The 22,572-nt window shown below is 69.6% G+C and carries 17 protein-coding genes and 2 pseudogenes; 12 read left to right on the top strand and 7 right to left on the bottom strand.

Translation table 11 applies throughout. The annotated features are described in order from the left end of the window. Nucleotides 1–330 precede the first annotated feature (330 nt). The 8 genes and pseudogenes from IPG72_07965 to IPG72_07930 all read left to right on the top strand — a co-directional run bounded on the left by IPG72_07965 (nucleotide 331) and on the right by IPG72_07930 (nucleotide 7,533). Nucleotides 331–822: a hypothetical protein gene (locus IPG72_07965; GenBank protein ID MBK6768928.1), complete on the top strand. Its 492-nt coding sequence runs from the start codon at nucleotides 331–333 to the stop codon at nucleotides 820–822. Nucleotides 823–1,908: 1,086 nt separating this feature from the next. Beyond that, the gene (locus IPG72_07960; GenBank protein MBK6768927.1) at nucleotides 1,909–2,592 is read left to right on the top strand and encodes a GIY-YIG nuclease family protein; all 684 of its coding nucleotides are present in this window, start codon (nucleotides 1,909–1,911) and stop codon (nucleotides 2,590–2,592) included. A 146-nt stretch (nucleotides 2,593–2,738) separates the two neighbouring features. Beyond that, nucleotides 2,739–3,320, top strand: a complete 582-nt coding sequence (locus IPG72_07955) for a GNAT family N-acetyltransferase (protein MBK6768926.1) — start codon at nucleotides 2,739–2,741, stop codon at nucleotides 3,318–3,320. Further along, nucleotides 3,302–3,577 carry a hypothetical protein gene (locus IPG72_07950; protein ID MBK6768925.1) on the top strand — a complete coding sequence of 92 codons (276 nt, stop codon included), beginning with the start codon at nucleotides 3,302–3,304 and terminating at the stop codon, nucleotides 3,575–3,577. The genes IPG72_07955 and IPG72_07950 overlap by 19 nt, the downstream gene beginning before the upstream one ends. Further along, a complete protein-coding gene (locus tag IPG72_07945; GenBank protein ID MBK6768924.1) occupies nucleotides 3,574–4,248 on the top strand; it encodes a DNA alkylation repair protein in 675 nt (224 codons plus the stop codon). The genes IPG72_07950 and IPG72_07945 overlap by 4 nt, the downstream gene beginning before the upstream one ends. 82 nt (nucleotides 4,249–4,330) lie before the next feature. Beyond that, complete coding sequence (locus tag IPG72_07940) at nucleotides 4,331–5,470, top strand: PLP-dependent transferase (GenBank protein ID MBK6768923.1); 1,140 nt, start codon at nucleotides 4,331–4,333, stop codon at nucleotides 5,468–5,470. A gap of 67 nt (nucleotides 5,471–5,537) precedes the next feature. Then, nucleotides 5,538–6,760: pseudogene (locus IPG72_07935) on the top strand (glycosyltransferase family 1 protein). 191 nt (nucleotides 6,761–6,951) lie between these two features. Next, on the top strand, nucleotides 6,952–7,533 hold the full coding sequence (locus IPG72_07930; GenBank protein MBK6768922.1) for a dihydrofolate reductase: 582 nt from the start codon (nucleotides 6,952–6,954) through the stop codon (nucleotides 7,531–7,533). Between the two features lie 61 nt (nucleotides 7,534–7,594). Here IPG72_07930 and IPG72_07925 read toward each other — a convergent pair whose 3' ends face one another. Then, a complete protein-coding gene (locus tag IPG72_07925) occupies nucleotides 7,595–9,136 on the bottom strand; it encodes a hypothetical protein (protein MBK6768921.1) in 1,542 nt (513 codons plus the stop codon). A gap of 352 nt (nucleotides 9,137–9,488) precedes the next feature. On the opposite strand from IPG72_07925, the gene IPG72_07920 reads away from it, so the two are divergent. Beyond that, complete coding sequence (locus IPG72_07920) at nucleotides 9,489–11,402, top strand: ABC transporter ATP-binding protein (GenBank protein ID MBK6768920.1); 1,914 nt, start codon at nucleotides 9,489–9,491, stop codon at nucleotides 11,400–11,402. Here IPG72_07920 and IPG72_07915 read toward each other — a convergent pair. The 4 genes and pseudogenes from IPG72_07915 to IPG72_07900 all read right to left on the bottom strand — a co-directional run bounded on the left by IPG72_07915 (nucleotide 11,374) and on the right by IPG72_07900 (nucleotide 16,221). Further along, entirely contained in the window at nucleotides 11,374–11,856 is a 483-nt protein-coding gene (locus tag IPG72_07915; protein MBK6768919.1) for a hypothetical protein, read from the bottom strand. The two genes, IPG72_07920 and IPG72_07915, sit on opposite strands and share 29 nt — an antisense overlap. Then, nucleotides 11,853–12,467: a hypothetical protein gene (locus IPG72_07910; protein ID MBK6768918.1), complete on the bottom strand. Its 615-nt coding sequence runs from the start codon at nucleotides 12,465–12,467 to the stop codon at nucleotides 11,853–11,855. Before IPG72_07910 ends, IPG72_07915 begins: the two co-directional genes overlap by 4 nt. A 300-nt stretch (nucleotides 12,468–12,767) precedes the next feature. Next, a complete protein-coding gene (locus IPG72_07905) occupies nucleotides 12,768–13,391 on the bottom strand; it encodes a Uma2 family endonuclease (GenBank protein MBK6768917.1) in 624 nt (207 codons plus the stop codon). 187 nt (nucleotides 13,392–13,578) lie between these two features. Further along, nucleotides 13,579–16,221: pseudogene (locus IPG72_07900) on the bottom strand (ribonuclease H-like domain-containing protein). 187 nt (nucleotides 16,222–16,408) lie between these two features. On the opposite strand from IPG72_07900, the gene IPG72_07895 reads away from it, so the two are divergent. Next, nucleotides 16,409–17,941, top strand: coding sequence for a hypothetical protein (locus tag IPG72_07895; protein ID MBK6768916.1), 1,533 nt, complete (start codon nucleotides 16,409–16,411; stop codon nucleotides 17,939–17,941). Nucleotides 17,942–18,678: 737 nt separating this feature from the next. Here the strand turns inward: IPG72_07895 and IPG72_07890 are convergent. Both IPG72_07890 and IPG72_07885 read right to left on the bottom strand, forming a co-directional pair. Next, on the bottom strand, nucleotides 18,679–19,119 hold the full coding sequence (locus IPG72_07890; protein ID MBK6768915.1) for a hypothetical protein: 441 nt from the start codon (nucleotides 19,117–19,119) through the stop codon (nucleotides 18,679–18,681). 128 nt (nucleotides 19,120–19,247) lie between these two features. Further along, a complete protein-coding gene (locus IPG72_07885) occupies nucleotides 19,248–19,406 on the bottom strand; it encodes a hypothetical protein (GenBank protein MBK6768914.1) in 159 nt (52 codons plus the stop codon). Nucleotides 19,407–19,813: 407 nt separating this feature from the next. Here IPG72_07885 and IPG72_07880 point away from each other — a divergent pair, with 407 nt between their 5' ends. Then, nucleotides 19,814–20,524 carry a hypothetical protein gene (locus IPG72_07880; GenBank protein MBK6768913.1) on the top strand — a complete coding sequence of 237 codons (711 nt, stop codon included), beginning with the start codon at nucleotides 19,814–19,816 and terminating at the stop codon, nucleotides 20,522–20,524. An 83-nt stretch (nucleotides 20,525–20,607) separates the two neighbouring features. After that, a complete protein-coding gene (locus IPG72_07875; GenBank protein ID MBK6768912.1) occupies nucleotides 20,608–22,332 on the top strand; it encodes an amino acid adenylation domain-containing protein in 1,725 nt (574 codons plus the stop codon). Nucleotides 22,333–22,572 lie beyond the last annotated feature (240 nt).

Raw genomic sequence — 22,572 nt, 5'->3', positions numbered from 1 at the left:
GAGCTTACCGACCTCGGGAGAGAGCTGGTCTACGCACCAGACCCAGAGGCCGAGAGGGCACTAAGTGTCCGCGCCTTTCTCGCGATCGACGTCTTCAAGCGCGTGCTCGAGTATTACAAGGGTAGCAACCTTCCGGAGATGAAGTACCTCGGGAATGTGCTCCAGAAGGAGTTCGGACTCGCGCCGGAAACTCACGAAGAGTTCTCACGTACCTTCCGCGAGAACTGTCAGTACCTCGGGATCACGTCGGGCATTCCCGCTTCAGGCGCTGAATACGGGCAGGGCGCTCCAAGTCCGATTACGCCCGATACTGTGACGCTCGCCGAAGCCATGGGAGCCTCGAAGCTCACGGCGTTTGTGATCATGCCTTTCGTCGAACGCGATTCCAAGCATCCCTCGGGTTTCTTTGCGGAAGTCCTTCGGAGTCTGATCACGCCTGCCGCCAAGGAGTCGCTGTTCACCGTGAAGACGGCGAATCGACAGGGCAGCGACCTGATTCAGTCGACAATCATCAATGATCTCATCGAAGCCGACCTCGTCATTGCCGACCTTACCGAGCACAATCCTAACGTCATGTTTGAGCTCGGCGTACGCATGGCTGAGGACAAGCCCGTCGTGCTCATCAAGGCCCAGGGCACTGGCCCGCTGTTCGATGTCGACAACATGCTGCGTGTCTTCGAGTACAGCCCGAACCTTTGGCAAACGACGATCGAGAAGGACATGCCAAGTCTTCGCGAATTCATCAAGGGTGCATGGGACAACCGTGCATCGGAGAATTCATACATGAAGCTACTCCGGGGTGCTAAAGGAAAGGCCGTCTAACAACGGCATGCGGCTGACGGCGCTGCGCGCCGCAGCTGATCCCGAGCGCCATGCGTTATGAAGACGCGTATCGCCGAAAAGTGTGAGTGGAGAGACGAAGATGCCAGATCAGCAACCTGACTACGCTGCCTTTCATCGCTCTGTTAGCGAAGAGCTCTATTCGCTCAAGGACAGGATCCGCAATCTCGTTTCTCATTGGCCCACTGATGGCGAGTCGAAAGAGGTAGCTCTTCGCAGCGTCCTGAGGAGGCATCTTCCACAGTCGATGGTCGTTGGACGAGGCTTTGTTGTGACTCCTACAGGAAGCTCCACTCAAGTTGACGTACTCATAGTGGACGCGGCGAAGCCGACGCTATTCAAAGATGGCGACCTTCTGATTGTCACCCCTGACGCTGTCCGTGCAGTCATCGAGGTTAAGACCGCGCTTAGCACGCGAACCTCCATCGCTGAAGCCCTTCGCAAGTTGACACGAGTCGAGGACATTTGTCGGGATGTGACCGGGAGGGACTCGGTTTGGACGGGACTGTTCATCTTCGATGGGGATCGGGATATCTCTCATATGCTCCTCGAGGGTGTAGGCGACGCGTATGCCCAAACAAGGCGTCCCGTGAACTGCGTCTCAGCCGGAAAGGACAACTTCGTGAGGTTCTGGTCGCGAGGTGCAGACGTCAACTCACCCGAACGTGGGCCCGTATGGCATGCATACAACTTAGAGGGAGTGGCTCCGTCCTATTTCATGGGAAACCTAATCGACTGGATCGGTTCGGTCGACGACTCGACTGCTGGGTTCGCCTGGTTCCCGTTGATCGGCGGCAAGGAGCGATGCCGAACGTACTATCTGGCACTGTCGTCGACGCAACCGTTGGCTTTTTCCAGTACATCAAATGCATGAAGCCATGTCAAAAACACACGAAGAGGACTCATAACTTCCGAATGTGCCTGGCCGGCTACAGCGAGCTCTTACCGCTTCCGCCGGCAGGTGATGCGAGGCGTCATTCAGAATTGCGCCTCCCCTGACCATTGATGCACTGTAGGTTCATGCGCGAATTGCCTATAGGGCCATAAACAGGACATGTGGAGCGACCAATGCCGACCGGCTTTGTGTACGTCTTGCTGAATCCATCCTATCCAGATGTGATTAAGATTGGGCTTACCGAACGCACGTCAGAGGAGCGAGCCCGCGAGTTACGAACGACGGGTGTTCCAACTAATTTCATCGTTCTTTACGATGAGCTTGTCACAGACTGCGTCGCCGTGGAGAGCGCGGTTCACCGGCGACTCGCAGGGTATAGAGTGTCTGATGATCGGGAGTTTTTTCGACTTCCGGTCAAGGAAGCGATTAGAACGCTTCAGGAAGAGGCGAGCGCCTGCCGAGTTAATCCACTGAATCTCATTAGGCGTGTTGAAATCCTCGAGGCGCTCCGCCAGCTGTATCGGGGCTACTTGAAACCAGATATCGTCTCGGTTGCTATTGTTCAGCCTCCTGGAGTATGTTTTCTGGAGGTCGTGCGACGCGCCGAAGGGCCTGAAACTGAGATTGTGGACCGTGAAGATCTTCAGATCTTCGCGGGCAAGGACTACGACGAGAGTCTCTTCTCACCCGGCGCACCGGTGGAAGAAAACGCCCAACGTTTCGTCAATGAACTCGACGCATATGACTATATCATGACAGGCATGCCGCTATTCACAGAAGAAGCCTGGCGTGAGATTGCAGACCTTAGGAAATCAGGTGGCAAAATCAGTCGTGTGGAGTGGGTTGATCCATCGTAGGTTGAGCCACGGCGCGAGATTGCTAGGTGATCGATGTTCGGGAAGGACTCCGCATGACAAGCCGCTGCAGTCGACGCCATGCAGCGCCCGCTGCGCTCCCGCTTTCAGGCGCGGCTGAGCGCCAGCGTTAGGCGTCGCAACCAGCGATGGAGCCCAACATATGCCCGGCCGATCTGCGCGACGCCGACCTCATCTCGGCCCGCGCCGTTGAGACGTACTGTCATGCGTTCGGTCACTCGTTCTCCCCCGAAGACCTCCGCGCGCACGCCGACCAATATCTCTTCCCGCAAGCCTTCGCCCGCATCCTCGAAACCGACACTTCCTTCGTCGCCGACCTGTCGGGCCGCCGCGTCGGCTACGCACAGTTCGGCACCGCACCCGCCGCACCCGCCGCACCCGCCGCACTCACCGCCGTGCCACCCCGCATCGACGCCGAGCTCCGCCGCCTCTACGTCCATCCGGATTTCCAGCGTCAAGGCATCGGCACCGCTCTGATGCAGGCTGCCCTCGAACATCCGATCCTCGCCAACGCCCGGTTGATCGCCCTGGACGTCTGGGTGCAGAATGAAGGCACCCAGCGCCTCTACCACCGCCACGCGTTCGAGCCGGTCGGCACTCGGACGTTTATCGTCGCATCCGGCGCCGAGACCACGCCGGACATCATCATGGTCCGGGACAATCGCGATCGCGCGGCCGCCGAACGCGCGGCATGGAGGTCACACGAGTGAGCGAATCGACAAAGTACTGGTTTGCCGCCAAACGGTACGGATGGGGCTGGGGTCTGCCGTGCGCATGGCAAGGCTGGGCAGTCCTCGCTGGTTTCGGAGCGCTCCTCCTCGCCGGCACCCGACTGTTCCCGCCTGACCGTAAGGTCTGGAGCTTCACGATCTACACGTTCATCCTGTCCGGGGGGCTGCTGGCGATCTGCTTCGCCAAGGGCGAGCCGCCTCGTTGGCGCTGGGGCAAGGATGGAACGCCATCATGACCACCCACTCCGTCGAAGCCACCCTCGCCCACCTCGAGTCCCTCGGCACCGAGAAGCTGCGCGCACAAAACGCCAAGCGCGGCGCCGGCGACAATCAGTTCGGCGTCCAGCTCGGCGACATTCGAAAGCTGGCCGCGAAGATCAAGACCGACCACGCGCTGGCCCTCGCGCTCTGGGAGACCGGGAACGTCGAGGCCCGGCTCCTGGCCATCCTCCTGATGAAACCGAAGGACCTGTCGGCCGACGACATGGACTGGCTGGTGCGGTCCGCCGACTACGCGTGGCTGGCGGACTGGCTGAACAACTATGTCGTGAGCAAACACCCGGACAAGGAGGCGCTGCGCCAGAAGTGGATGGCCGCAGATGATCCCTGGGCGGCCCGCGCCGGCTGGAGCCTCACCAACCAGCGCATCGACAAGTCCCCCGAAGGGCTCGACCTGCCGGCGCTGCTCGATCGCATCCAGTCCGAGATGCCGGGCGCCGCGCCGGAAGTGCAGTGGACGATGAACTACTGCCTGGCGGGCATCGGCATCCACCACCCCGAGCATCGCGCGCGCGCCCTCGCCATCGGCGAAGCGCTCGGGATCTACCGGGACTATCCCGTTTCCAAGGGCTGCACCTCACCCTTTGCCCCGATCTGGATCAACGAGATCGTGCGTCGGCAAGGTTGAGTCGCTGCGGATCGAGTCAAATCGAGTCAGATCGAGTCAGATCGAGCGTCGAAACCGATCGTGCATGCAGGGACTCCGCACCATGGATGAGCAAACGCCTGAGATCCACGTAGAGTCGTGGCTTGTCTCGGCCGGCCGGGACTCCGCACCCGGGGCTCCGCTCAACGTACCGCTGGTTCCCGCGTCCAACTTCATCATCGGCGGCGGGGGCAGCGGGCGCGCATACGCGCGCGATGACGGTACGCCCACCTGGGAGGCGCTCGAGGCGGTGATCGGCGGCCTCGAGTCCGGCAGGGCCGTGGCGTTCGCCTCCGGCATGGCCGCCGCAGCCGCCGTGTTCGATCAACTTGCGGTGGGCGCCGTTGTCGTGCTGCCGGACGACTGCTATCAGGGCATCGCCGGTCTGGCGGCGGCCGGAGCGGACAAGCGCCGTTGGTCCGTCCAGCGCGTTCCGGTCGATGACACGGATGGTTGGACCGGCGCCTGCCGCGTCGCGGATCTGGTATGGCTCGAATCGCCCTCGAACCCCCTGCTCGCCGTCGCGGATCTCGAAGCCATCTGCGCCGCGCCGCGCAAGCCGGGGAACATCGTCGCCGTGGACAACACCTTCGCCACGCCGCTGAACCAGCAACCGCTTGCCTACGGGGCAACGGTGTCCCTGCAATCGGCGACAAAGTTCATCGGCGGCCACTCCGATCTCTTGGCGGGTGTCGCCACGACCCGGGACGATGATCTGTGGCACGCCCTGCGGCAGTCCCGTGAGCTGACCGGGGCCACGCCGGGAACGCTGGAGGCATTCCTGGCGGTCCGCGGCGCCAGGACCCTCGCGCTTCGGTTGGAGCGGGCGCAGCAGACGGCCATGTCGCTCGCCGAGCGGCTCGACATGCACCCGCTGGTCGCCCGCGTCCGCTACCCCGGCCTGTCCTCGCACCCGACCCATGCCGTCGCCAAGCGCGTGCTCAAGGGGTTCGGGACGATCATCTCGTTCGACGTGCATGGAGGCGCGCGGGCCGCCGATGCCGTCTGCGGGCATGTCCGACTCATCCGCCACGCCACCAGCCTCGGCGCGGTAGAATCGACGATCGAACGGCGGGCCGCGATTCCCGGACAGGAACACCTGCCCCCCTCGCTCCTGCGACTCAGCGTCGGCATCGAGCACGCGGACGATCTTTGGGTCGATCTCGACGCTGCGCTGCGCTCGGTCGCGGCTGTGGGACCATGACGGTAGGCGACCCAGACCGACCCCGTTTCGCTCCATGATCCGGACGACTACAAAGGACAGAACCCACGTGCGCGTACTCGTTTCAGCCGTCGGTACCCGCGGCGACGTCCAACCTGTACTGGCGCTGGCCCTAGCGCTGCGTGCCCACGGCCACGAGCCGCGGCTGGCCGTGCCACCGAACTTCACCGCGTGGGCCGCCGATCTCGGCTTCCAGGCCACGCCCGTCGGTGTGGAGATGCGTGCGCCGGCCCGTTCCGCCGGTTCGCCGACCGCGCATTCTCCCGCGCCTCCGCCGCGACCCGAGGACATGATCCGCGACCTCGTGGCCGACCAGTTCGCCCAGCTCGCGCTCGCCGCCCCGGGCTGCGATGTGATCGTGGGCGCCGGCGCGCACCAGTTCGCGGCCCGCTCGATCGCGGAGCGCGTGGGCGCGGCGTACGTGAACGCCGTCTACGCGCCGACGTCCATCCCCTCGCCCGACCTGCCGCCGGGCGCGCAGCCGGGCGAGGTCTGGCTGCCGGGCGACGGCGCGGACAACGCCCGGCGCTGGGAGGCCGACGCGCGGTCGTGGAACGAGCGTTTCCTCGGCCGCATGAACGAAAATCGTGCGGCGCTCGGGTTGCAGCCGGTGGACGATGCCCGGCGCCACATCATCGGGCTGCGGCCGCTGCTTGCGGCCGACCCGGCCCTCGGCCCGGCGCCGGACGCCCCCGATCTGGCGGTTCTCCAGACGGGCGCCTGGCTCCTGGCGGATGCCGCCCCGCTGTCGCCGGAGCTGGAGCGTTCCTCGAGGGCGGCGAACCACCGATCTACTTCGGGTTCGGCAGCATGCCGGCGGCGCCGAGCCTGGGCCGTACGGTTCTCGACGCCGCCCGCCGGGTCGGACGCCGGGCGATCGTGTCGCGCGGCTGGGCGGACTTCGACCCGATCGACGCGGCGCCCGACGCCATCGCCGTCGGCGACGTCAACCAGCAGGCCCTCTTCCCGCGCGTCGCCGCGGTGGTCCACCACGGCGGAGCGGGGACGACGACGACGGCGGCGCGCGCCGGCGCCGCGCAGGTGATCACGCCGATGTTCTCCGACCAGTTCTACTGGGCGCACCGCGTCTGCGAGCTCGCAATTGGCACCTCGGCCGCCAGCATGGGGCTCAGCGCCGAGACGTTGGCCGCAGCGCTCGACGTCGCGCTCGCGCCGGCCGTCGCGGACCGAGCGCGCCGCTTCGCCAACGATGTGGCGACGGATGGGGCCGACGTTGGAGCGCGGGAGATCATCCGGCGGCTGGGCGTCTGAGGCACCAGGTTTGATCATGCCCTATGCGATCGTCCATCGCCCGCGCTCACCGCGACGTCGATCGCAATGCCGATCGCGCTGTCGCTTACGTGGCCGTCCGCTCGACGGCCACATGGGCGTTGGCGGCCCGGGCCGTCGGCGTCGATCCCCCCCGACCCCATCGGGCGCAAGCCCCCCGGAAGGAACAGACCATGCGAGAGTTGATCGTCGCCGAGTTCATCACGCTGGACGGCGTGATCCAAGCCCCGGGCGGCGCGGACGAAGACACGGACGGCGGCTTCACGCACGGCGGCTGGACGGTGCCGTACTGGCACGACGACATCGGCGCGCACTTCTTCCAAGCGATGTCCAAGGCCGACGCGATCCTGCTCGGCCGCAAGACGTGGCAGATCCACGGCACCGCGTTCGAGCCGATGGTCGACGACCCGTTCGCCGATACGCTGAACAACATGCCCAAGTACGTCGTGTCCACCACGCTGGACTCCGCCGCGGCGTGGCGGAACTCCACGCTCATCCGCGACAACGTCGTCGAGGCCGTGCGCGCGCTCAAGGCGCAGAGCGGCAAGAACATCTTCGTCGACGGGAGCAGCGTGCTCGTCCCGCTGCTCTCCGAGCACGACTTGGTCGACGAGTACAGCCTGCACGTCTACCCGATCGTGCTCGGGAGCGGCAAGAAGCTGTTCGCGGAAGGCAAGCGCCTCGACATGACGCTGGCTGAGGCGACGCCGCTGCCGACGGGGGTGGTGTACATGCGGTATCGGCGGAGCGCGTAGGGCGCTTCGGTGGCGTCGTCCTTCGCTTCGATGGCGTCGCCCTTCGAGCCGGTGTCCGTCCTCATGAGGGCAGCGCCGCCACCTCCGCCCGCATCCGCGCATCCGTCGCCCGTCCGATCTCCCGCAACAGCTCGATCGTCGCGTCCACGTGGTCCCGCGTGGCGCGGTGGTTGACGATGCACGCCCGCAGGACGCGGCGCCCGCGCAGCTCCGTGCCGGAGACCATCGCCCGCCCGTCGTCCATGAGCCCCAGCTCGACGGCCTGGTTCAGGGCGTCCAGGTAGCGCTCGACGGGCTCGGGGCCGGCCGACAGGTCGGACGGGACGTACCGGAAGCAGCAGATGCTCAGCACGGGTTCGCTCATCACCTCGAAGTCGGGCGCCCCGCGCAGCACGTCCGCCAGGTGGCTCGCCAGGGCGATGTGGCCGGCGATCATCGCAGCGTACGCGTCCACGCCGTGTTGCTGCAGCGACAGCCACACCTTGAGGGCGCGGTCCGTCCGGCTCAGCTCGAAACCGTAGTGCATGTGGTTGTGCTCGGCGTCCGTCGCGGCGCGGATGTAGGGCGGTACGAGGCTGAACGCGTCGGCCAGGTCCGCCCAGCGGCGCGTGAGGAGACAGCCGGCGTCGAACGGGACGTTCAGCCACTTGTGGGGGTCGAGCGCGAGCGAGTCGGCCGCCTCGATGCCCGCGAACAGCCCTCGTTTGGCGGGATCCAGCGTGGCCAGCGCGCCATATGCGCCGTCCACATGGAACCACAGCCCGTGGCGCCCGGCCAGCGCGGCCAGCTCGGCCAGCGGGTCGACAGCGCCCGTGTTCACCGTGCCGGCGTTGCCGACGACGCAGAACGGCCGGTGCCCGGCCGCCACGTCGGCCTCGATCGCGGCCTCCAGCGCGTCGAGCCGGATGCGGAAGTCCCCTCCGACGGGCACCTTGCGCAGCTGGTCGTGGCCCATGCCCATCAGCTCCATCGCCTTGTCCAGGCACGAATGCCCTTCCTCGGACACGTACGCCGTGAGCTGCGGCCGGCCGGCGAGCCCTTCCGCCCGGACGTCCCAGCCGGCGCGGCGGACGCGGGCCACGGCCAGCCCCATCAGGTTCGCCCACGACCCGCCGGTGGCCATGTAGCCGACGGCGTCGTCCCCGAACCCGACGATCTCGCCGAGCCACCGCGCCACCGTGACCTCGATCCAACTGTTCGCCGGGTGCCACCGCCAGTGGCCCGGGACCATGCGCAGCGTGCTCGTGAGGGCCTCGATCAGCCCGGCCAGCGGCAGCGGGTTCGAGAGCACGTAGCCCATCAGCCGCGGGTGGCCGAAGTTCGCCGCAATGGGTAGCAGGCGTTCCTCCAGCAGCGTCAACAGCTCGTCCGGCGACCGCCCGGAGCGTGGCACCGGCCCGCCGAACACCGCCTCGATGTCGTCCCGGCGCTGCGGCGGCGGGTAGACCGGCCGCCGCGCCGGATCCTCCAGCTCGCGGGCGATCATGTCGACGATCCGGTAGCCGAGGGCGCGGATCGTGGCCGCGTCCATCGGGAGCGCGGGAGCGGTGGGGGCGTCGGTTACGGCGGGGAGGTCGGCAGGCGCCGGCGTGTCGATGGCCATGGGAGCATGCACTCCTGACGGGAGCCCCAGCGGGCCGGACGGTTCGCCGGGGAGCGCTCGCCCGGAGGCTGATGAAAGTTGAGCAATTGTTCGAGATGTTTGGGACCGCCGACCGCCCGGCCGTGAACGGCCGGGCTACAATAACGACGCCGGCTGAAGCCGGCTACGGTCTGAAAAGCCTGCTTCAGCAGGCGCAGTTATTGTAGCCCGGCGATTGATCGCCGGGCGATCGCCGGCTACGCTCGAAGCGATTGCCCCCGGATCCGCTTGACCGGATCGTGCCCCCACACCATCCTGGTCACGCCGCCCGACCGCATCCGCCGCCGCGCCGCCCCCGAAAGCGATCCGCCCCTTGATCTCCCCGTTCCCCTCCGACCCCACCCGCCGGGGCCGGGGGCCCACTCAGCCCACCCCGTCCGAGGACCCCGACGACCCGCTGCCCGCCGCACAGCGCCTGATGCGCTGGTGGCGCAACGCCGGCACGACGATGGCGTCGCTGCCGCGCGCGATGCGCCTCGTGTGGGGCGCACACCGCGGCTATACGGCCGGGATGGCGATCTTCTCGATCGTCTTCGGCATCCTGCCCACCGCCACGGCCTGGGTGAGCAAGCTCCTGATCGACGGGGTGGTGGCCGCCGTCGACGGCGATGCGCGGGCGGACCTCGTGAACCGCGTGGTCTGGCTTGGTGTCCTGCAGTTCGGCCTCTTCGTCGGCACGGCGCTCTTGCAGACGGTGCGCAACATCAACCAGCAGGCGCTCCAGGAGCTGACCGCGCGCAAAGTGCAGCTCATGATCATGGAGCATGCCAACCGGCTGGACCTCCAGTTCTTCGAGAACCCCGAGTTCTACGACTCCCTCCAGCAGGCGCAGCGCGAGGCCAGCCGCCGGCCGGTGACGATGATCGAGCAGCTGTTCGGCCTGGCGCGTTCGGCGATCACGTTCGTGAGCATGATCGCGCTGATGTCCAGCCTCGGACCGTGGGTGGCGGTGGCGGCGCTGCTCGCGCCGATCCCGAGCTTCATCGCCAGCTCGCGCTACGGCTGGCAGGGCTACCAGATGTCGCGCCGCCAGTCGCCGGACCGTCGCCGGATGGCCTATTACCTGGACCTGCTGACGCGGGACACCTACAACAAGGAGATCAAGCTGTTCGGCCTCGGCGGCCACTTCATCGACCGCTGGCGCGAGATCGCGGACCGCTTCTACCTCGAGAATCGGTCCCTCGTGCGCCGCCGCTACCTGATGGCCTTCGCGCTCGGCAGCCTGACGACGATCGTCACGAGCGGCACGTTCCTGTACGTGGCGCTCCAGGCGGTCCGGCGGCGCCTCACGCTCGGCGACCTGACGTTCTACAGCCAGGCCGTCGGCCAGGTGCAGTCCAGCTTCAGCAGCATATTGGGCGGGCTGTCCGACATGTACGAGAACAGCCTCTACCTGGGCACGCTCTACGACTTCCTGGACCACGAGCCGGAAATCCGCAGCCCGGAGCACCCGCGCCCGCTGCAACTGCCGCTGCGTCAGGGCGTGGAGTTCCGCAACGTCCGCTTCACGTACCCCGGCAAGACCGAGCCCGCCCTGCAGAACGTGAGCTTCCGGATCGGCCCCGACGAGGCCGTGGCGCTCGTCGGGCAGAACGGCGCCGGCAAGACGACGATCGTCAAGCTGCTCACCCGGCTGTACGATCCCGACGAAGGCCAGATCCTGCTCGAGGGCCACGACGTGCGCGAGTACGCCCTGGCCGACGTGCACGGCGCCATCGGCGTGATCTTCCAGGACTACGTGACGTACTTCTTCAGCGCCCGCGAGAACATCGGCCTCGGGCGCCTCGAGGCCGTCGACGACCGGGCGCGCGTCGAGGACGCGGCGGCCAAGAGCGGCGCGGCGGGCTTCATCGAAAAGCTGCCCAGGGGCTACGAGACGACGCTCGGCCGGTGGTTCGACGAGGGCTACCAGCTCTCGGGCGGCGAGTGGCAGAAGGTGGCCTTGGCGCGCGCCTTCATGCGCGACGCCGAGATCCTGATCCTCGACGAGCCGACCGCCAGCCTGGACGCCCGCGCCGAGCACGAGATCTTCACCCGCATGAAGGAGCTGACCGCGGGCAAGATGACGCTCTTCATCAGCCACCGCTTCAGCACGGTGCGCCTGGCGGACCGGATCCTCGTGCTCGAACACGGGACGATCACGGAGCAAGGGACGCACGACGAGCTGCTGGCGGCGGGGGGGCTGTATGCGGAGCTGTTCAATTTGCAGGCGGAGGCGTATCGGTGACGGGAAGCGCTCGGCCGTCCGCACCGCGCCCGAGCGCCGGGTGACGGTACGTGGCGGCCGTCGCCATGGCCGCCATCAGCGCGAGGATGAAGGACGCGAGGGCGGGATTCCCGCCGTGGATCGTCTCCCACAGGGCGTGCGCACCCGCCGCGTCCGGCTGCGTCTCCGCGACGAGATCCCAGTTGCCCTGCAGGTGCAGGACGGCCCCCACCGCGCTGCCGAGCACCGCAAGCCCCATGACGGATCGGAGCGCCAGGATCGACCGCCGGTCGGGCCGCAGCCAGACGGCGGCGACGGCCGCCAGCACAAGGCCACAGAGCACGAACGGGGCCCACTGCCAGGCATCCTCGAAGTGCTCGAGGAGCGCGAGCTCGATGACCGTGCCGACGGCGCTCGCCGCGGTGAGGGCAAGCAGCACGCGCCGCAGCGTGTCCTCCACCGGTGTCGACGTCACGGCGCCGCGAGGTAGTTCTCGGCGGCGGCCGCTTCGGCTGCGGAAACGCGGGCGCCTAGCGCGGTGAGGAAGTCCGCCGCAGTGGAGTACGGCCGGCCGGCGATGAGGTCGGCGGCGATCGTCTCGTCCACGCCCGGCAGCTGCTGCAGCGTCTCGGCGTCCGACGCGTTCACGTCGACGGGCACGAAGACGTAGTCCTCGTAGTGCGCCACCAGGTCCTCGTCCACGTACTTGAGCATCTCGCGGCGGAAGATCTGGATGCTGGCGTACGGCCGGTACTCCATGAACTCGCGGACCATCTTGTCCCCGACGTTCGGGACGGTGCGGAACTCCGCCTCGGTCCCGTCGTTGAGGTTGATCTTCGCGGCGATCGGAGCTTCGTCGCCCAAGGTGGCCGCGGCTGTGGCATCCGGCGCGGGCTCGGACGCGGCCTCGGTTCCGACGACGGCCACAGGAACGTCCGTGCTCACCTCGACGGCGACGACCGTGGCGGGCTCGACCGGCGCGGCCGGGTCGCCGCTGTCGGCAGCGGGGGCGCCGCATGCGCCGATAGCGAATGCCAGCACGAGCGACGAGGTGGATGCGATGAGGCGTTCGATCGGTTGGTTCATGTGCGGGTGTTCTCGTTTCTCTGGGTGGGCAGGGCGGAGGGATGACGGAGGTAGGGCGGCGCCGAACCGCCGATCGTGCGGACGGGACGATCATCGCACGTCGGCGCGTCAGACCGCAATCGTAGCGGACACCGAACCGGGGCGGTCCCTGGCGGAGGAGGATGCGATGGACGTCCATGCGAAGGAACGCAAGGTGGTCGACATAGCCGTGGCTGCGGAGCCCGTGGTCGGTGCCTGGCTGTGGGCGTGCCGGTCGGCGCGTCAGCGCCGTGCGGTCGCGTATCGCCGCCCCCTGGTTCCTTAACCCCGCGCCCGCACGATCGCCCCGACATCGAGCACGACGTCCGGCCACGCCAGCGGCGCCACGCTGTCGCCCTCCGTCAGCACGACGACGCTCGCGTAGCTGTCGCCCGCCGGCGCGCGGTAGACCTCGAGCCGGCGCTCGTTGATGGCCACGATCCAGACCTCGGGGATGCCGTGGCGCGCGTAGAGCGGCACCTTGCGACCCCGGTCGTAGCGCAGGCTGCTGTAGGCGACCTCGACGACGAGCAGCGCGTCGGCCGCCTCGGGGTAGCGATCGAAGTAGTCGTTCGGCTCCGGGCGGAGGATGGCGATGTCGGGCTGCAGCATCGTCCGATCGTCGAGCCGCAGGCTGCTCTGTGAGGAGACGAACGCGCGCGGGCCGATGTGCCGGACGAAGTGATGGCTCAGCGTGTTGACCGATGACCCGTGCTCCGGACCGATGGGCGCCATGATGCGGATCTCGCCTTGCACGAGCTCCGTCCGCGCCTCCTCGGGAATGATGCCCGATTCGTGCAGCCGGACGTAGTCCGAGACGTCGAACCGCCAGCGCCGCATCTGCCGTTTGATCGGGCGCTCGGTCGTGGGGGTCTGGGTGGCGATCACGATCGGGTGCCCCTCCATCGCGTTCTCGTCGCCTCCCGTCGCCGCCGACGAAGGACGCCACCGGCGATCGGGCGACGCTGGACAGTATAGCGGGCAGGGTAACGGCGGGTGGACGATGGGGGAAGGGCAAGGACGACACGTTGGCGACACGTGCGGACGATTCACTCCAGCGATCGCGGCGATTCCTTGGAGTGTTTCGGACGATTCACTCGAAGGACTTCGGCGATTCCCTGGAAGGCTTTCGCAGAGGCTGTCCATGCCCATTGGCGTCCTCAAGCCCAGTCCCCGAGGGGGACTTCGTCATGAACGAGCCCGGGGATTCATCCCCGGGAGCCGGCCGGGTCGCGACCAAGGTCGTCGTTGCGGCACACCGCACCCACAGCGGCGCGATCTCCTCCACCGGCCGATCGAACAACCCCCCCTGCCGATCCGTGCGAAAGAGCTGCGCGAAGTCCTCCGGCGCAAACGCCTTCCTGAGCCGTCCGGCGTATGACGTCACGAGCGCCCGCACGTAGTGGTCGACGTCGTAGTCGCGTCGGTCGTCCTGGCTCCGCTCGAGCCGGTAGCATCGGCCGACGGGTCATCGTTCTCGTCCGGCAGCCATACGTACCCCTTCCCACTCGCCCCACTCGCCCCATTCGCCCGGTAGCACCGCACCCGCTCCCCCGGCGCCCAGTCGTCGCGCCCGGCCGCCAGCAGCGCCTCGTACGCCGCCTCGCGATGTTCGCCGCGTGCGGCAAGGTAGGCCTCCGGCGTCTTCGTCAGCCGGACGCGGGTGGCGACGTCGGCGGCCGGCAGGGATCGCTCCGTGAGCGCCCGGACCGTTTCGCGGAACGCCCGCTGCAGCGCCGGGACGTCGCCGATCAGCGTCGCGCCGAGCGCGCGGCGCAGGAAGCGCTCGCCGAACGGCTCGGAGCGGCTCGATCGCAGCGCGACGCCGCGCACGATCAGGGTGCCGTCATAGCTGAGCAGTGCGTAGTTCTTCACCTCGTGGCTGAGCATCGCGCGGTAGCGGCCCTCGTATTCCAGACGGATGCCGTCCGGCAGCTCGGATGCCACGTCGGCCACCAGCGCCGCTCGCGCGCCTCCGTCCAGTCCAGCGGCGCGGCGAAGAAGACGCCGTCCGTGTCGGCTTCGAGGAGTGCCATGCCGCGCGCGCGCAGCGCTTCGACGACCTGGCCAAGGATCTCGCGCCCGCGCCGCGTCACCTCGTCGGCGGCGCGGCGGTCGGCGAAGAGCGCCATCGAGCCGGCGGCCATGTAGCCGTAGGCCGAGTTGATGAGGAGCTTCATCGCCGCCTGCATCGCGTCGTGATGGCCGCGCTCGAGCGAGCCGGGCGGGGCCGTGCGCAGCGCATCCTTGTGACCGAGGCGCAGCGTCGTCAGCTGCGAGACGATGTGCAGCAACGCCCCGAGAGAGTCGCACGCCGGGCCGATCTTGTAGGCCCGCATGAGCGACGGGTACATCGAGGCGATGTCGACCTTGACGACGTGCTCGGCGACGCCTGTGGCGAAGAGGTGCACGGCGCCGCCGGCATGGCCTTCGAGGTCCTCCTCGCCGCGCGCCGCGCCGTAGGGCAGCGCCGCGCCGGCGTGCAGGTAGGCCCGCACCAGCATCGGCTCCAGGATCCCCATGGCCGGCCCCGCCGACGCCAGCTGCTCGTAGCGGCGCGGGGCCATGCCGGCCAGGGCGAACGGCGCGCCGAGCAGCCGCCGCGACAGGCCGTCCACCTCGGCGACGTCGTCCAAGGCGTAGCGCCGCACGATGTCGGGCTGCTCGAGGTACGTTCGATAGACCTCCGCCCCGCCACGTACGTCCGCTCCGGCGCGGCGATGCCGAAGTGGCGCGCGACGTCCTTCAGCCCGTGGCCGGGCAGATCGCGCGCGACGAAGTCGTGCCGGCGCACGGCCTCCAGCGTGTCGATGAGCTCGCGGCCGGCGACGGTGTAGCGGACGGTGCGGCGGCGACGGCGCGCGTCGGGTGGCGGCTCGGGGTAGCGGCCGAGCAGCGGCGGCGCGCCCGCTCGGCCCAGGAGGAGCGGAACGCCGAGCTGCGCCGCCCGCGCCTCGAGGAACGGCAGATCGAAGCCGAACAGGTTGTGGTTCTCGACGACGTCCGGATCGCGCGCACGGACGAGCGCGCACAGCTCGGCGATCAGGCGGCGCTCGTCGTCCGGCTGCGGCGCCTCGATCGTCGTCGCCAGCCCGCGGCTGTCGCGCACGGCGACCAGGAAGATGCGTCCGCGTGCGGGGTCGAGCGACGTCGTCTCGAGGTCGAACTGCAGGCGATGCAGGTCGTCGTAGACGAGGCCGCGGAAGTACGTCCGCCCGGTGCCCATCAGGTACTGCTCGACCGGTCCCACCCGATGGTACCCCTCGCGCCGGCGCTCTTTGGCCGCGCCGCTCCCCAGCCGCCGCGCCGCGCCGTCCTGGATGGCACGCTCCAGCGCCCGCGACGTCGGCGCCGAAACGACGAAGCGATAGGCGGTCGGCGAGCCGTCGAGCTCGCGGTAGGTGATCGTCGCCGCGTGCGCCGAGGCGATGCCCCGCGTTGACCCGTTGCCTGCCGCCGTCGAGTTGCCTGCCGTCGACCCGTCGCTCGCCGAAGCGGCGCCGTCGCCCGGCCCGCTGGACGCGCCTTCCGCCGCGAGCGCCGGCCCGAGGTGGGCGAGATCGGCGAGCGTCGTGGCGAAGATCCACGGCCGGAAGCGGTCGCGCTCGCAGACGACCCGCTCGCCTTCGCGGCGCCACACCAGCGCCCGCCCGTCGCGATCGGCCCACACCGAGACGATGCCCGGCGTCGGATCCCAGCCGAAGACGTACGGGTCGAGGGGCGGGGCGGTCGTCATCGGACAAGGATAGTGCGTGGGCCGGCCGATGTCCTGCCGGGGGTTGGGGGCCCTCGTCGGCCACGCGGTCGAGCATGGGACACCCCCCGCACCCCCTTGACAATGAAACAAACGTTCTATAAACTCACCTTCGCCCCTGAACCCCAAGCGACCCCTCCGACCCGCCCATCCGGCGAGGGCCCTACCGATGACACTCCCCAACCACCGAATCAACCTCACCCCATCCGCCCAACCAACCCCGACGCTGACGCCCATGCCGACGCCCATCCCCACGACCCCAGCCGCCGCCGCCACCCGCGTCGCGTGCGTGAACCTCCCCCACGCCGCCATGGCCGTCGAAGTGCGCGACAACCCCGCCCTCGCCGATCGACCGGCCATCGTCACCGCGCCCCAGCCCGGCACGCCCACCGTCCACGACCTCACCCACGCCGCCCACATGGCCGGGGTCATGCGTGGGATGACGGTCTTCCAGGCGCGCAAGCTCTGCCCGGAGGTCGTCGTCGTGGCGCCGCGGCCGGACGCGTACCGCGAGGCGTTCCAGCGGCTGCTGGATGCGCTGTCCGAGTACACCGGCGCCGTCGAGCCGGCCGATCTGGAGCATGCCTGGTTGTCGGCGTCGGGGTTGGCGCGGGACCGCGAGGAGGAGGCCAAGCTGGCCGAGGCCGTCGCGGCGCGTGCGGCGGCGTCCACCGGGCTCGTGGCGCGGGTCGGGGTGGCGCACGGCAAGCTCACCAGCCGGATCGTCACCCGCTACCTGCAGGCCCGGCCGGCGATGGCGCTGCCGCGCGGGCGCGAGGTTGCCTTTCTGGGGGGGCTGTCCATCCGCTACCTCCCGCTGGCCAGCCCGACGCAGGAGCGGATCCTGGCGCTCGGGCTCGGCAAGGTCCACGCGTATGCCGCGCTGCCCCAAGGCGGGATCCTGCCCCGCTTCGGCTACGAGGGCCTGCGCGCGTGGCGGCTGGGCCACGGGCACGACGACGAGCCCGTCCAGCCGTGGCGCTCGGCGCCGTTCCTCGAGGCCGAGCACGTCTTTCCGGAACCGTTGTCCAACCTCCGCAGCCTCCGCTGGCACCTCGAGCGGCTCGTCTACGAGGTCGTCCGGCCGCTCTCGGAGCGCTTCCAGATGGCAAGCGCCCTCGCGCTCACGGTCACGTTCGAGCGCGGCGGGGTTGCCAGCGCCAGCCGGACGTTCCTCGAGCCGTCCGTCAAGCCGTCCGTCCTCCTGACCCACGCGGATGCGCTGATGGAATCCGTCCAGTGGACCGGTCCGGTCGAGCGTCTCAAGCTCCTCGCCCGCGGCCTCTGTCCCACGGTCGGCCACCAGCTCGACCTCTTCCGCCACACCCACGCCCGCCGTCTGGAAGCGGAGACCGCCCTGCGCGATCTGCAGCACCGCTTCGGCGACGACGTCGTCCGCCAGGGCCGCGTCCAGGACGCCGGCGCCGCGCTCCATGAGCGCCGGGCGCGGCTTCGTCCCGTGGCCGGGTGTCCCCGTCGCGTCGAACGTTGCGGCCTCCTCCGCCGCCCCCGGCAAGCCCGCGGCCGGCTAGGCCGGCCAGGGCACGGGCGATCCGACCAGAGACCGCACGATGCGCCAGTACCCCGACGGCATCCCGATCCGCGTCCGCGTGGACGCGGCCGGCCACCCGCACGCCTTCGTCTGGGCGGGCGAAACGCACCGCATCGACTCCATCGAGGAGATCCGCGAGCCCCGCCTTGACTGGTGGGTTCCCGACGGCGAGATCCACCGGCGGTACTACCTCGTGGTCACGCACCGCGGCGTGGTGTGCGAGATCTACGAGGACGTGGCGGGGGCGCGGTGGTTCGTGGGGCGGCGGTTGGATTGAGTGGATTGAGGCGACGATCCAAGCCCGAGACTGCCGCCGTCCGCGTCATCCCGTCCCGACACTCTACCAAACCACCCTCCAAGGGGTTATCTCTTCCATCGCCGCCGACAGGCGCGGCCGCTTCACCCGCCGCCCACCGCCTGCCCGCCCGCGCTCCGCCCGGAGGAACCATGCCCCGCCCGACCGCCCGCTCAACGGCCCGCTCAACGGCCCGCTCAACGGCCAGATCAACAGCCCGATCAACGGCCCGCCCGACCGACGGACCGACCGCCCGCCCAACCGCCATCGTCCCCATAATCCCGATCCTTGCGCTCACCACCCTCCTCGCCACGCTCTCCGCCGCCCTGCCGATCGCCCGAATCGCCCACGCCCAGACCGGCACGGCGTGGTTCTTCCCCGAGGTCCACACCGACAACATCCGCTACGGCCTCGCCGCAAACGGCGGCGGAAGCGAGAACGGCGGCGGAAGCGAGAACGGGGGCGACGACCTCTCGTTCGGCTTGGACGCCCTCGTCCGCCGCCACACGCGCGGCCTCGGCGGTCTGGCGCCACGGCACGCATTCGCCCCTCTCGCCCCCCACAGCCCTCTCGCCCCTCTCGGCCAGGAAGGCTATGGCAAGACCGTCATCGAGGTCATGAACGACACCGGCGGGGACGTCACGACGTCCATCCGCGTGTTCGCCAAGTTCGACGGCAGCGCCGCGGGCCGGACGGGCGGGACGATCGGCGCGGGCGCGTCGCGGCGTACGACCTCTCCGTTCTCTCCAACCAGTCTGGAGCGAGCAGCTTCGGCGGCGAGCTCACGACCACCGACTACGTCGCCGCGCTCGCCCGGACGCGCTGGCCGAGCGGTGCCGGCGTGGCGATCGAATCCGCGCCGGGCGGACGCGCGCTCCTCCTGCCCCTCATGGCCGTCAACGTCGGCAGCCAGTCCAGCGTCCTCATCCTGCAGAACGCCGCGCCCGGCTCCGGCACGCAGGCGGACATCAAGATCAACGATCCCAAGACCGGTGCGCCGCTCGTTGCGTTCCCCGAGCAGCTCGAAGACCACCAGATCGCCGAGTGGGACACCTCGGTCGAGACGAACCTCTTCGGTCCGGAAACGCTTGCCCCGAACGCCGCCGGCGGCTTCATCGGCCCGCTGCGGATCACCGGCCCGCGGTCGCTGGCCTTGATCGGCTACGTGGACGACCACGCCAACCCGGGCGCCGCCGGCCTCGTCGCCCGCCCCATCGACGCCGCCGCGACCGTCCAGGTGCTGCCCCGCGTGCGCGGCGGCGCCGACGGCGGCACGCTCCTCGCCATCGCCAACGCCACCGACAAGGCGGTGCAGGCCACCGTGCGCTTCTTCGCTGAGGACGGCGGCTCAGCGGGCGTGCCCGCCGAACGCAAGCTGACGATCGCCGGCCTCGGCGCCGCCTACATCGACCTCTCGCCCGGCGGGCGGAGCATCCCGGCGGACGCCGGCGCCCCGGCCCCGTTCCGCGGCAGCGCCGTCGTCACCGCCTCGGGCGCCATCCTGGCCGCCGCGCTCGAGGATTGGCGGGTAGGCGGCAACGTCGACGCGCTCGCAGGCTACAACGCCTTCGGCCCGAAGGACCTCAGCACGCGCTTCAGCGTTCCGGTGATCCGCCGCGCCACGGACTTCGTCTCGACCGATCTCGTCCTCCACAACCCCGGCGCGGCGCCGGCCAACGCCCGCCTGAAGGCATACGATTCGACCGGCCAGGGGCCGAATCGACAGCGTGATCCCGCTCGCGCCCGGCGCCAGCCACGTCGTCGAGATCGCCACGCTGCCCGAGTTCCCGGTCGGGACCGGCCGCGCCGCCATCGAGTCCGACACGCCGCTGGGCGTGCTCGTCTACGAGCGGCGCGATGCGTCGCGCATCTACCCGCCCAAGCCGCTCACCTTCCCGCTCGAGGACGAGCGCAACTCGATGGTCAAGGGCCAGGCCGTTCTCACGCCCGACGGCACGACGCTGCGCGTGAACATCACGATCACCGAGGGCAGCACCGGCGCGTCCATGACCGCCCAAATCCAGGCCACCACGTGCTCGGACGAGGACGCCCCGGCGCTCCATCCGCTCTCGGAGGTCGTCGGCGGCCGCTCCAGCACAACGCTGACGGACATCGACTTCCGCGCGCTTGCGAACGGCCAGCACGCCATCCGCCTGCTGCGCGGCACCGGCCGCTTCGGCGGCCGCGTCTCGTGCGGCATCATCCCCCAGGTCCGCGGCGTCGAGGTCGCCGACGCCAGCGCCGTCGGCGCCCTTGCCCTCGACCCCGGCCCCGACGCCCTGCCGACCGCCGATCCGATCGGCCCGACCGCCCCGCCCTCCGCCACCACCGCCGTCCCGAGCCCGTCCGCCACGCGCGGCCCGGCAACGCCGACGTTCGTGGCGGGGGAGCCGGCCGGCAAGATCTTCCTGCCGATCTCGCGTCGAAACGAGGGATGAAGGCGCGGCGCGCCGAATGACCGCGGCGTGCGGCGGCGCGCGCGCCCCCAAATCCGTGCACGCGAGCCACACCATCGCGCATCATGTCCTCCATGCCCTATCCCGCCGCCGCCCGGCCCGCCGCCCCGGTTGGTCCCCTCCTGCACGACATCTTCGTCGCCGCCGCCCGCCGCCACCCCGACCGCACCGCCGTTGAGGTGCCGCCCGGCCCGGCGCGCCCGCAGCGCGCGTCGATCACCTACGCCGATCTCGCCGCCGATGCCGCCGCCATCGCCGCCCGCCTAAGCCCGCTCGTCACCCCCGACGCGCGCGTCGTCATCCTCCTCCCGCGCGACACCGTCACCCTGTACGCCGCCCAACTGGGCACCCTCCTCGCCGGCGCCGCCCACGTCTGCCTCGACCCTGCGTTCCCCGACCCCCACCTCGCCGCGGTCATCGCCGACGCCGCCCCCGTCGCGATCCTGACGGATGCGGCCGGCGCCAGCCGACTGCCCGACGTCGCGGCGGTCGAGGGGGTCGAGGGGGTCGAGGTGGTCGAGGTGGCTGCGATCGATCGAATGACGTCCATTCCGTCCACCTCCCCGTCCACCTCCCCGTCCACCACCCCCACCGACCTCGCCTACCTAACCTACACGTCCGGCACCACCGGCCGCCCCAAAGGCGTGATGATCGAGCACCGCAGCATCGTCCACCTCGTCGCCTCGGACGTCACCGCCTTCGCCCTCACGCCCGACGACCGCGTCGCCCAGTGCTCCTCGCCGGCGTACGACTCGTCCATCGAGGAGACGTGGCTCGCGTTCGCCTCCGGTGCAACGCTCGTCGTCCTGGACGATGCCGCCGTCCGCCTCGGCCCGGACCTCGTCGACTGGCTCGCGCGCGAACGGATCACCGTGCTCTGCCCACCGCCGACGCTGCTGCGGATGATGGCCTGCGACGATCCCGCGACCGCGCTGCCCGCGCTCCGCCTGCTGTACGTCGGCGGCGAGGCGCTGCCCCAGGATCTGGCCGACACCTGGTCGCGCGGCCGGCGGATGGTGAACGGCTACGGCCCGACCGAATGCACGGTGACCGTCGTGCGCGCGGACGTGATGCCCGGGCAGCCCGTGACGATCGGCCGGGCGATCGACGGCAGCGAGGCGCACGTCCTGGCCGCCGACGGCGAGCTCTGCATCAGCGGCATCTCGCTCGCCCGCGGCTACCTCGGCCAGGATGCGCTGACCGACGAGCGCTTCCCGATACACCCGCACATGGGCCGGATCTACCGTACGGGCGACCGCGTGCGGCGGATGGCCGACGGCACGCTGGCATACCTCGGCCGGATCGACGCGCAGGTCAAGCTGAGGGGCCACCGAATCGAGCTCGAGGCGATCGACACGCACTTGGCCGCGTTGCCCGGCGTCCGCGCCGCCGCGTCGTGCGTCCAGGGCGACGGCCCGGCGGCCGTCCTCGTCGCCCACATCGTCCCGGAGCGATCCGACGCGCCGCCGGAGGCCGTCGCCCTCGCCGCCGCCCTTGGCGCGATCCTTCCCGATCACATGGTGCCCCGCCGCTTCGGCTTCCTGTCCGACCTGCCCACGAGCGTCGGGGCAAGCTGGACCGCCGCGCGCTGCCGCCGATCGAAGCGCGGCCCCGTGTTCGCGCCGCCGGCACAGCGCGTCCGGGCGACTGGGCCGAGCGCCGCGTCGCCCAGGCGTTCGCCGCCGCGCTCGACCTGGCCGAGGACGCGGATCGCCCCGTCGACGGCCGGGCCCAGCCGCTCATCGATCCCGACGACGACTTCTTCACCGCCCTCGGCGGCACCTCTCTGACCGCCGTTGCCGTCATCCTGGCGCTGCGGGACGACCGGGCGGCTTTGCCCGATGATCCGCCGACGTCGCTTGCCGGAATCGGCGTCCGCGACCTCTACGAAGCCCCGACCGTCGCTCGCCTTGCGGCGCGCCTCCGATCCGCTGCGCAAGCCATCCCACGCTCCTCATCCGACCCCTTGGTCCCATTCCCCCGCTCAGCCCACTCCCCCCATTCGGCACTATCCCCCCACGTTGCCCGTC

The organism is Candidatus Avedoeria danica (genome assembly GCA_016703025.1).
GTDB classification, from domain to species: Bacteria; Chloroflexota; Anaerolineae; order Epilineales; family Epilineaceae; genus Avedoeria; species Avedoeria danica.
The sequence above is the reverse complement of the archived record's forward strand: the minus strand, read 5'-3'. Positions and strand labels throughout refer to the sequence as shown.